The sequence below is a fragment of the Leisingera coralii genome (genome assembly GCF_049056525.1).
GTDB lineage: Bacteria > Pseudomonadota > Alphaproteobacteria > Rhodobacterales > Rhodobacteraceae > Leisingera > Leisingera coralii.
This window is the reverse complement of record NZ_JBHUPT010000134.1, coordinates 1-1,319: the sequence shown is the minus strand read 5'-3', so window position 1 is coordinate 1,319 and position 1,319 is coordinate 1. Positions and strand designations below refer to the sequence as shown.

At 59.2% G+C, this 1,319-nt stretch carries 1 protein-coding gene; it reads left to right on the top strand.

The features are described 5' to 3' along the window. The first annotated feature begins 89 nt into the window (after window positions 1-89). Entirely contained in the window at window positions 90-1,124 is a 1,035-nt protein-coding gene (locus ACFMBG_RS24080) for an IS110 family RNA-guided transposase (protein WP_421057165.1), read from the top strand. Window positions 1,125-1,319: the final 195 nt, after the last annotated feature.

The following is a 1,319-nucleotide window of genomic DNA, read 5'->3' as shown; positions in this document are numbered from 1 at the left end:
GGACAAAGCATGGGTAATCGGGCTGACCGGATAGCTGGGTCAGGTTCTCGATAGAATTGCAGTGCTTTCTGCAATCTGAGGAGAACAAGATGGATTACTTTGTGGGACTGGATGTGTCGCTGCGATCGGTTGCGATTTGCGTGATTGATGCGGAGGGCAATGCACTTCTTGAACGCTCGGCAGCGTGTGAGATCGAAGATATCACGCAGTGTTTAGTGAGATTTCCATCCTCAGGCCTGCGGATTGGCTTTGAGGCTGGCGCGATGAGCCAGCACCTCTTCTTTGGACTGCAAGCCGCGGGCTTCGACGTTGTCTGCATGGAAGCACGACAGGTGAACGCCGCTCTGTCGGCGATGCGCAACAAGACCGACAAGACGGACGCTCGCGGGATCGCCCAAGTGCTTCGGTCGGGCTGGTTCAATCCAGTTCATATGAAGAGCCGGGAGGCGCATGCCGTGCGTGCGCTGCTGAGCAGCCGCAAGGCAGTCCAGCGGAAGTGTATTGACTTGGCGAACGAGATCCGCGGGCTGTTCCGTATCTTCGGGCATCGATTGCCGCCGCGGGTAGATCAGGCATCCTTTGACAAGCGGGTGCGCCCAATCATTGATGCAGATCCAGACCTGTCACATGCTCTGCTGCCGCTGCTGGATGCCCGCGCGATGCTCTTCACGGCATATCGCGAGTTGGACCGGCGGGTGAAACGGGCCGCCAGCCACGACGAGACGTGCCTGCGCTTCATGGCAATCCCCGGCGTGGGACCAATCGCTGCTCTGACCTTCAAAGCTGCGGTAGATGACCCCGGACGCTTCACGAGTTCAAGAACTGTCGCGGCTCACTTCGGCTTGACGCCGCGACGCTATCAATCCGGCGAGATGGACAACCCAGGTCGTATCTCGAAAGCGGGCGATCCAGATGTTCGGTCTACGCTCTACGCCGCAGCGAACGCTATGATGATGCGGTCCGTTGCAAGCTCAGAGATCAAGAGCTGGGGGCTGCGTTTGATGCGTCGGAAGGGCCGCCGTCGCGCTGTCGTCGCTGTTGCCAGGAAGCTTGCCGTCGTCATGCACCGCATGTGGGCGGATGGCACAGAATTCCGTCAAAGATCATTGGAGAGTGCCACATGAACTGAACCTCCAAAGATCAACGACGGGATCGTCCCTCACCGGACGACGTCAGCGGATGATGCCGAAAATGGCTGCTGCGCAACGTGAAGCGCGAGACTAAGCTGGGCGCTCCGCGACCGATCCGGCACATGCATGCAGCGGCCCAACCGAACCGGGCCACCAATGACTGCGAAGAGAAGCTTGACCCGGATGAGA

Bases quoted from the DNA above. Each gene is read 5' to 3' on its own strand.
- ACFMBG_RS24080 (WP_421057165.1), top strand. From the start codon at position 90: ATGGATTACTTTGTGGGACTGGATGTGTCGCTGCGATCGGTTGCGATT.